Origin of the sequence: Mannheimia indoligenes (assembly GCF_036880405.1) — a bacterium.
In the GTDB taxonomy this organism is placed as follows: Bacteria; Pseudomonadota; Gammaproteobacteria; order Enterobacterales; family Pasteurellaceae; genus Mannheimia; species Mannheimia indoligenes.
The window spans coordinates 1-10,120 of record NZ_JBAJJM010000017.1 but is presented as its reverse complement, the minus strand read 5'-3'; the positions used below and the strand labels follow the sequence as shown (position 1 = coordinate 10,120).

At 34.6% G+C, this 10,120-nt stretch carries 8 protein-coding genes; 1 reads left to right on the top strand and 7 read right to left on the bottom strand.

Annotation, left to right across the window (positions count from 1 at the left end; genetic code table 11):
* Nucleotides 1-171: 171 nt before the first annotated feature.
* From V6W77_RS10105 to V6W77_RS10080, 6 genes are all read right to left on the bottom strand, one after another.
* A complete protein-coding gene (locus tag V6W77_RS10105) occupies nt 172-1,659 on the bottom strand; it encodes a UxaA family hydrolase (protein ID WP_334254564.1) in 1,488 nt (495 codons plus the stop codon).
* Between the two features lie 13 nt (nt 1,660-1,672).
* Nucleotides 1,673-3,130 carry a tagaturonate reductase gene (locus V6W77_RS10100; protein ID WP_334254563.1) on the bottom strand — a complete coding sequence of 486 codons (1,458 nt, stop codon included), beginning with the start codon at nt 3,128-3,130 and terminating at the stop codon, nt 1,673-1,675.
* A 19-nt stretch (nt 3,131-3,149) separates the two neighbouring features.
* Nucleotides 3,150-4,445, bottom strand: coding sequence for a TRAP transporter large permease (locus V6W77_RS10095; RefSeq protein ID WP_334254562.1), 1,296 nt, complete (start codon nt 4,443-4,445; stop codon nt 3,150-3,152).
* 2 nt (nt 4,446-4,447) lie between these two features.
* The gene (locus V6W77_RS10090; RefSeq protein WP_334254561.1) at nt 4,448-4,933 is read right to left on the bottom strand and encodes a TRAP transporter small permease; all 486 of its coding nucleotides are present in this window, start codon (nt 4,931-4,933) and stop codon (nt 4,448-4,450) included.
* Nucleotides 4,934-4,990: 57 nt separating this feature from the next.
* Nucleotides 4,991-5,977, bottom strand: coding sequence for a C4-dicarboxylate TRAP transporter substrate-binding protein (locus V6W77_RS10085; RefSeq protein ID WP_334254560.1), 987 nt, complete (start codon nt 5,975-5,977; stop codon nt 4,991-4,993).
* A gap of 117 nt (nt 5,978-6,094) precedes the next feature.
* The gene (locus V6W77_RS10080) at nt 6,095-7,111 is read right to left on the bottom strand and encodes a zinc-binding alcohol dehydrogenase family protein (protein ID WP_334254559.1); all 1,017 of its coding nucleotides are present in this window, start codon (nt 7,109-7,111) and stop codon (nt 6,095-6,097) included.
* A 143-nt stretch (nt 7,112-7,254) separates the two neighbouring features.
* On the opposite strand from V6W77_RS10080, the gene V6W77_RS10075 reads away from it, so the two are divergent.
* Complete coding sequence (locus tag V6W77_RS10075; RefSeq protein ID WP_334254558.1) at nt 7,255-8,154, top strand: GntR family transcriptional regulator; 900 nt, start codon at nt 7,255-7,257, stop codon at nt 8,152-8,154.
* A 120-nt stretch (nt 8,155-8,274) separates the two neighbouring features.
* Here V6W77_RS10075 and V6W77_RS10070 read toward each other — a convergent pair whose 3' ends face one another.
* Nucleotides 8,275-9,846: a Fic family protein gene (locus V6W77_RS10070; protein ID WP_334254557.1), complete on the bottom strand. Its 1,572-nt coding sequence runs from the start codon at nt 9,844-9,846 to the stop codon at nt 8,275-8,277.
* Nucleotides 9,847-10,120 lie beyond the last annotated feature (274 nt).

Genomic DNA, 10,120 nt, shown 5'->3' with positions numbered 1-10,120 from the left:
AATCACCGCCGTAAGTTTGGTACATTTGCCCAAACGGCTCGCCGTTGAGTTCGATCATACATTCACCGATGATTGCGAGTTTGTTCATTTAGCCCTCACTTTTATTAAATGATGTTGCAAAAAATTGCTAAAAAAGACCGCTTGTATAGCATTAACAATACTTCCTGTTCATTAAAGTGTTACACCGCTTTTGAAAATAGCTAAATCCCTAAATTCATTAATTTCATTTTTAGTTTGTTTGCCATTCACTGTTTCTATAACAAGATCGATAAAATCATCTAGCAATTCTTCCATTGTCATATTGTGAACAAGTCTGCCTGCATCAAAATCAATCCAATTTTTTTTGCGTTGTGCCAATTCACTGTTCGTTGCAATTTTCATCGTTGGTACAAAACCACCGTAAGGCGTGCCTCTACCGGTAGTAAATAGCACCATATGGCAACCGGCACCTGCTAAAGCACTGGTTGCAACAGCATCATTGCCCGGTGCACTTAATAAATTAAGCCCTTTGGTTTTTAAACGCTCCCCATATTTTAGGACATCAACCACTTGGCTATGCCCTGCTTTTTGCGTGCAACCGAGAGATTTATCTTCCAATGTGGTAATACCGCCTGCTTTATTGCCCGGAGATGGATTTTCATAAATCGGTTGATTATGTTTGATAAAATAGGTTTTAAAATCATTTACCATATCCACTGTTTTTTGGAAGGTTTCTTGATTTCGGCAATGACTCATTAAAATACGTTCAGCCCCAAACATTTCAGGTACTTCAGTTAAAACTGTTGTGCCGCCGTGAGTAATCAGATAGTCCGAAAAATTACCAAGCATCGGGTTGGCTGTAATGCCCGAAAAACCGTCAGAACCACCACATTCCAAGCCAAATTTAACTTCACTTAGTTTACCTGGTTCCCGTTTATCTTGACGCATTTCCTCATAAAGTTGTTGTACCAGCTCAAGCCCTGTTTCGACTTCATCATTGTGATGTTGCGAAATCATAAATTTCACACGACTTGGGTCATATTCTCCCAAAGTTTCTTTAAAAACATCAACTTGGTTATTTTCACAACCTAATCCGATCACTAAAACTGCTCCTGCATTTGGATGCTTCACCATATTTTGCAGCATAATTTTAGTGTTTTCGTGATCATCGCCTAATTGAGAGCAGCCGTAGCTGTGATTAAAAGTGAATATACCGTCAATATCACTTAAATCGTTTTGCTGCATAAAGAGTTTTTTAATTTGATTGGCAATACCCACGACACAACCAACTGTTGGAACAATCCAAAGTTCATTACGAATACCGATATCTCCATTTTTACGGCGATAAATTTGTATATCACGATCTGGTTGTTGTACTGAGATACTGGATAATTCAGGTTTATATTCATATTCATTAATATCACTTAAATTGGTTTTTACATTGTGAGTATGAATATGCTCGCCAATACCGATTTTCTGTAAAGCGTGACCAATTGAATAGCCATATTTGATAATATCTTTGCCTTGTTCAATGGTGCTGAGGGCAAATTTATGCCCTCGGTTAATATCGGCTTTGAGTTCGATAGGCTGTCCTTCAACTTCAACTACCGTTTCTGCTGTAAGATCTTGCAATGCGACTGCCACATTATCTTGCGGCTGAATTTTTATAAATTGCTTCATTATTACTCCCCCGTTAATCTGCACAATACTCTTGTAACGCTTTACGCATTCCTTTTTGCAAAATAAATGATAATTGTTGAGTAACGGTATTCACCAAGCCCGGCACAGCAGTTAAATCTTGCTCCCAATGTTCTTGCTGGCTTAACACATTACGCACTAATTGTTCTAACGTAAGTTCGCCATTTGCAACTTTTTGCCACCACTCTTTGAAATTCAATAACCAGTATTCATCATCTTGTAGTGGGATAGCTTGTCCACCACGCTCACCACGATAAAATGCAATTAAAGCTGCTAATGCAAAAGTTAAGTGTGGTGGTAATTTTCCGAGTTTTTCAACATACGCAAGCAATTGGGGTAAATTGCGGGTACGGTATTTCGTCATACTATTTAATGAAATAGATAGCAGCTGATGTTGAATAAATGGATTTTGGAAACGTTTGATGACCGCATCGGCAAATTGTTGTAATTCCTCTTGTGGTAAAGAAAGTACAGGGATAATTTCTTTATCCATCGTATGCTGCACAAATTGGCATAGCTCTGTATCATTCATCGCTTCCCCCACAGTATCCACGCCTGCCAAATAAGCCACCGGAACAAGAGCGGTATGAGCTCCGTTTAAAATAGCAACTTTACGTTCTTTGTAAGGTTTAATATCATCAACAATTAACACGTTTAAATCGACTTGATCTAAGCGTAATAATTTTTCCAATGATTTCGGACCTTGAATCACAAACAAGTAGAAATGCTCTGCGGTATCTAAGAAAGTATCTTTGTAACCTAATTCTGCTTCCAATTCAGCAACTTCGTTACGAGGGTAGCCTGTAACAATGCGATCAACTAGAGTTGAACAGAATGTATTGGCAGTTTCAATCCATTGTACAAATTCAACAGAAAGCTGCCATTGTTCGGCATATTTCAACACTAATGCTTTAAGTTGCTCACCGTTATAGTCGATTAATTCACAAGGAATAATCACAAAACCCTTAGTGTCATCGCCATTAACTACAGTAAAACGCTCATATAACAAACGAGTTAATTTTGCTGGATAAGTTGAAGGAGGCGTATTATCAAATTGATCTTGCTCGTTATAACTAATTCCTGCTTCAGTAGTATTAGAGAAAATAAACTTGATGTCTAAATTATGGGCTAATTGTAAGTATTCATCATAGCTCTGATAGATATTAAGTTCGTTATTCACCGAACGAATAATACGGCTTTCTTTCACTTTATTGCCGTTTTCATCTAATCCTCTGATAATTGTGGTGTAAAGTCCATCCTGAGTATTAAGCAAAGGAGGAAAATCGGTATTGATTGGACGGATAACTGTTACACCGGCATTTAAATCGGTTTTTTCGTTTAGAATATCAATCTGCCAATCAATAAATGCACGTAAAAAATTACCCTCACCGAATTGAATGATTTTGGTCGGATGCTGACGACCAGGAAAATTGATTCTATTTAGTTGTTTCATTTATAACCTCTATTTTTTATTACTGTGCTACACCGTAAACTAAGTTTGGTAACCAAGTTGTGATGGATGGAATGTAGGTGAGAAGAATTAATTCAAAAATTAGTAATCCCCAGAATGGAATAACATCTTTAATAAATTTTTCGATTGGAACTTCAGTAATGGAGCAGGTGGTAAACATTACTGTTCCTAACGGTGGGGTAATTGTTCCTATTGCACCATTAAAGATGAATACGATACCAAAGTGGATTGGGTCAATGCCGTAAGAATGTGCAATTGGAGCTAAAAGAGGGGCTAATACAATCATAATTGCATTACCTTCAAGGAACATTCCTAGAATTAATAATGCTACATTTACTAGCATTAAGAACGCAATTGGACTATCCACGATTGTTGTCATCCACTTAGCCAGTGATTGTGGAACTTGTTCCCACGTTAAGAATTTTGAGAATGCAACTGCAACACAGATAATTAGTAATACGTTTGCTGCACCTAATGCTGATTCTCTCGTTGCTAACCATAATTTTTTGGCATCCATATTTCTATAAATAAACACACCTAGAATTACAGCATAAATAACTGCTACTGCTCCAGCTTCTGTCGGTGTAAAAACTCCCATACGGATACCACCAATGATGATAACTGGTAATAAAAGAGCTAATACAGCATCTTTTGCTGAAATAATAACTTCTTTACAACTTGCTCTTTTTTCACGAATAGGAAGATATCCTCTTTTCTTAGAAATGATAGAGACTAAAATCATCATTAAAATACAGAGCAATGTACCTGGAACTACACCAGCTAAGAATAAACGCCCAATAGATACATTATTTACATAACCATAAATAATCATCGCAATTCCAGGTGGAATAATGGGCGTTATTAATGAACCTGCGGCTGTTACGGCCGCAGAAAATGATGCACTATATCCACGAGCTACCATTTGAGGAACAAGGAGCTTAGAATTCATTGCAGCATCTGCAATATTTGAACCTGATAACCCTCCCATTAAGGTACTGAGTGCGACATTCACTTGGGCTAATCCGCCATTCATATGTCCAGTTAGTACCTCACAGAATTTTAGTAGCCGCTCACTTATGCCAGTATGATTCATAAATACACCAGCCATTATAAAAAATGGAATCGCTAATAATGTTACAGATTCCAATCCTCCAGCTAAACGCTGTACCAACATAATCATTGGTAGATTAGAATTCATCAGAAAATAAGTGAGTGTAGAGCAGAATATACAGAATGCTACTGGTGTACCGATAACAAAGAGGAGCAATAGAATAAAAATAGGAATAATAACGTCCATAATTAACCTCTATTGATTTTAATGTGATATATGATCTTTCTTATTTCATAGAAGAGCATAAACAATGCACTTATTGGAATAATTGAATAAATATAGATGTATGATATTTGTAACCCAGGGGTGAATCGCATTTTTGACATAGGGAGTAATTTAAATCCTAAGTAAATCATAAATGCTAAGCAAAAAATCATAATTAATGGTTGGATAATTCCATCGATAAAGTTTGCAACTTTAGTTGGAATTTTTGTTAATAAATAATCAATCCTAATTAGCTCATTATTTTTACATAATGCACTAGAAGCTAAGAATGTGAACCAGATGAAAAATACAACACAGACTTCTTCTACCCAAGCACTTGGAGAGTTTAAGAAATAGCGTGTTATCACGCCATAGCCTGAAAATATGACTATTAAGGCTAAAAATAAAGAAGCTAAAATTTCATCTATATCACTTAGCCAAAATTTCTTTGGTTCTTTTATAGTATTCATATAAACCTATCCTTATTACAAGGTGGTTAAATCTTTAACCACCTTGTATAGAGTTAGTTAAAATTGAGATAATTTTTCTTGAACATTCTTATATAGATTTGGAGACCATTCAGGGAAGCCTGTAGAAATAACGCCACTTACAGATTGTTCAAATGCAGGTAAATCTACTTCATTAATCGTAACTCCGGCATCTTTTAATTTTTGAAGAGCTTCTTGTTCTGCTTCATTAATTAAATTTGCACCATAAACAACCATTTCGCGGCTAGCTTCAATGATGATATTTTGTTGCTCAGGCGTTAGAGTATTCCAAAAAGATGTTCCTGCAACAAAAGGAGACATATGTTTAGTATGAGCTGTTAGACTTAGGTTTTTTGCTACTTCAAAGAATTTTCCACCAAATAAAACAACGGCTGGATTTTCTAATCCATCAATAATACCTTCCGATAACCCCGGATAAACATCAGATAATGACATTGGTGTTGGAACGCCGCCCATTGCTTTAATGGTTTCAAGGAATAAACGGGAGTGTTGCACACGCACTTTTACTCCTTTTAAATCTTCAGGCTTAGTAACTTGTTTTTTAGTTAATAGGTGGCGAGTTCCATATACTACATCAGGAACAATAATATGAATTTGATGCTGGTCTAATTTATTGCTTAGTTCTTTAAACCAATCGGAATTTAACAACTTTGATTTTTTCTCGAAAGATTGACTGATATAAGGAGCATTAATTACACCAAGATCCGGAACAAGATCCATTAATGCACCATAATCACTAATGGTAATAATATTTGCTCCAAATTTAGCTTGTTCCATCACTTCTGTTTCACTACCAAGTTGGCTAGATGGAAATAGTTTAAATGTGATATCTCCATTTGATTTTTCTTTAACCTTATCAGCCCAGAAATGCATTGCTTTATCAATTGGTTCACCAGGTTGATTTCCATAAGCAATCATAATTTCAGTACCAGCTAAAGCATTGATAGACGCTCCTAACAAGCCAACTGAAAGAATTGTCTTAATTGATTTAGAAAGTAGTTTCATAGTGTTTCTCCATCAGAAATAATAGGTAGTATAGATTGAATATTAATGTAACTAATTAATTAAAAAGTTGCATAAAAATTGTTTAAAAATTAGTTATCCGTCATATTTAAGTGTTTTTTATCTGTTCTTAAATAAAATAACACTTTTGATTAATTCTTTATTTTTAGTGATTTTTTCTTCATAGATATCAGCTAGCTCATCATAATCAAATAAATGTGTTAGCATCATATTGGCAGAGATTTTACCTTCGGACATCAATCTCTGTACTTTGGCAAAATCCTCAAATGTTGCATTACGGCTGCCCATCATAGTAGTTTCTTTTTTATGAAAATCGGGATCAGGAATTTCTAAATTACCTTTGAATAATCCTACGAATACAATTTTTCCTCCGTGACGAATTGAATTTACTGCATTGTTCATCGCTTTTGGATTGCCTGTAGCATCAATAACAACTAACGGGAGTCTTCCTCCAAAAAAATCTTCTAGTTTCTCATTAATAGGGTCGAGGGTTTTTATTCCTCGAAGTTGTTTTTGGATATGTAATCTGCGTTCTGCACTTGTATCTGCAATAACAACATTTGCACCATCTGCAAATGCAATTGCAGCAGCAGCTAATCCTATCGGACCAGCACCAACAACGAGTACATCATCTCCTTTATTCAGTTGTGCTCGTCTTATCGCGTGTGCACTAATAGCAAAAGGCTCAATTAATGCTGCTGTCGTAAAATCAACACTATCATCAATCGGTAAAATATTTTTAGCCGGGACAGCTAAATACTCACTGAATGCACCATCTTCGTGAACACCAATTACAGAGATTTTTTCACAACAATTTGTTTTTCCACTTTTACACGCATCACATTCATCACAAGAGACATAAGGTATTAAGGCAACTCGTTGTCCTACTTTGAAACTAGAAACATTTTCACCTAACTCAATAATTACACCACTTGCTTCGTGTCCAAGTACCCTTGGATAGGAAAAGAAAGGTTGATTTCCAGCATAAGCATGAATGTCTGTACCACAAATACCTACAGCTGAGATTTTTATGATAGCTTCATCACTTTTAGCTCTAGGCTTTTCTCTTTCTTCATAAGCTAATTTAAAAGGCTCTTTGCAAACTAAAGTTCTCATTACACTCTCCTCTACATATAAATGATATATAACTACTAGCAAGCATTATTTTTTAAAAAACCATTTAAAACAAAAAAGTTTTTTGATATTGTGATTAACACTATGGTTTTGTGTTTTTTATGTGTTTTTTATTAGGGTTCGAGATGAGTAAGGGATTTGATATAAGAGAAGATGTTATAAATCAGATGATGAGTTCTATAATTGAGGGAGAATTTAAAGATAGGCTGCCATCGCAGTCTGCATTAGCAACCCTTTATAATGTAAGTAGAACTACGGTTAGGCATGCTACGGATCATTTACTTAGCTTAGATATTTTAATAAAAAGTAATAATGATTTAATAATAGCTAGATTACCAGAAGAGTCTGAAAAAATATCGAGTATTAAAATCAAAAAATATCATAAAGATCAACTACAGAAGTTTGAGGCGTTTTTTCAGACAGTAATTAAACAAAAAATAATAAAACCTGGAGATGAGTTTAGTGAACTAAAATTAGCTGGTGATTCTAATGTTGATGTTCTTACAGTAAAAGAATATTTAATTCAATTTTCACGTTTTAACTTAATAAAGAATATTGGTAGAGGAAGATGGAAATTGATTGAATTTACTCCTCATTATGCAGATAAGTTATTTGAATTAAGAGAAATGCTGGAGTGTCATGCATTAAATTGTTTTATGAATTTGCCTGCGAATGATATTCGCTGGTTAGAAATGAAAGTATTGTTACAAGAACATCGGGAACTTAGAGATAATATAGTTGAAAAATATAGAGATTTTTCAGAGTTAGATAGAAAATTACATACACTTATTTTATCTGCTGCAGATAATCCATTTATAAATGACTTTATAGAACTAATTTCTGTTATTTTTCACTTTCATTATCAATGGGATAATAAGAATTTACATACAAGAAATATTCTCGCAGTAGAAGAACATTTAGCGTTAATTGTAAAAATTGTGATTAAAGACGACTTAGCTGCTATTGCTGCATTAAGAAAGCATTTACAGACTGCAAGAAAATCGCTTATGGACAGTATTATCTAAATTAAAGAAGTTAAGTTAAACTTCTTTTACTAGATATTTTGAAAAATGCTGTTCTTAATTTATAGATGAACATTAATTATCTATATAAATTAAGGATATATAGAAAATATGTAATATTTTCTAATTTTTAAAGCTATCTATTACCACCACTTTTAACTTTTCCCATAAATCATCATCAGCTAAAAACTCAAATTCCTTGATAAGTTTATTTGAGCGTTGTCCTTGATTTTGTAAAACACTGCGAATAATTCGATCAGCATACTCATTTGGCATTTCGATAATGTCTTTTATTGCTTCTCTTGCATTCTGGTGATGAAGTAGATAAGAGGATTCCTGGTGCATATCGTGAGTAATAACGTGTTTTATCAACCGAGATAGATATTCAACATGTTTAGTTAAATTAGGAAAACGCCATAGAGGCTCAGCATTTTCTGTTTTTGTAAAGATAAGATTAGAGATAATGCCATCAGCATAGTTAACTTTTTCTTTAGAAAAAGAATAATCCCCTCTAATGTTTTGCATTAATAGTTTAGATATTTCATCTAACAAGGAAAAATAGGCTTGTCTTTCAGTTTCTGATTCGGCAATTACGCCTGAGATAGGTAAAATTATAGAATCAGGTAGAACCCCATCTCGTCTTAAAATATCATTAAATAAGAAACGATGAACCCTTCCGTTTCCATCTGCAAGAGGATGGATATAAACAAAGCTGAAGGCAATAGCAGCACTTCTCATAATAGAAGATTGTCCCTCTGTTTTCTGCCAAAATTGCTGCAAGCCTTTTAATTTAGCTATCAAGGTTTGATAGGGTGGAGCTATATAATGTACCACTTCATCAAAGTGGACTGTTTGCCCTACAAAAACAGGGGATTGCCTTATTCCATATGTACTTAAAATCGTTTTATCACCCAGAATAGACTGTTGAAGTATGGATAATTGCTCCGGGTTAATAGGTAATTCCCCTTTTCCTGTATAACGGGCAATAACATCAGCGAATCTCTGAATACGTGATATCTGTTTACTTTCTCCTTCAATTTTAAAACTGGATTTGCTTTCTCTTAGCGTTAGCCACACGGAAGACCGTAGAATGAGTTCCTCTCCAAATTCATCTACAAGGTTGTTTAGTAATCCGGTAATATCTAGATCAGCTGCTTGAGTAAAATTTTCTGTTTTAAGCAAAATTGGGCAGAAGTCAGGAGTACCGGCTAGATTATTATTAACTCGCCAACGTTCATCTTTTTCTATGTGATGTTTAGATGCGGTAACCACCTTTTCGCTATTTAGTACATCTATATAGTTGCCTCCTAGATTATGAGGTACAGAAAGCATATCACCGGTAAGCCATTCATATAAAAAAGCAGCTCGCCTAGCATATTGCCCGGTTGGTTCTTGGTTAATCCAGCTTTGTATATGTACTGAGCCTATTTTCTTAAATAGACGCTGTAGAAACTCAAGATGTGGGATTTCATTACGTAGATAAAATTGTAGATGAGCAATAATAGTATCAGCGGGTCGACTACTTTCTTGATAAAATTCCGTTCTAAAGCCAGTTTCAATTTCTCTTAAAGTGGAACGTCTTCCGGCAATACCGCTTATTACCGGTAAAGGCTGAAATGTTTCAGTTTCAGTTATTTTAGCCAACCATAATCCACCAATAGGATCTTGAACAACATTCTGCTTTTTTAAATTCATATCAACCTCTTACTAAAATCGATTATTTATGCCTGATTTTCGCAAATCTTGATTATGGTTGCAATAAATCGATTATTTTCATCACATTTTGCAATAAATGGATTATTTAGGTGATATTAAAATCTAAAGAAGGAAAACGTATGATCTTAATTAATCATACGTTTTTAATTGGAAGAGCATTAAGCAAAATTATTTAACCAATCTCACAACTTCCCTTACCATCTCCCCAATCTCTTGCCATTTTTTCTCTTTAACCAATGACTTCTCCACAAAC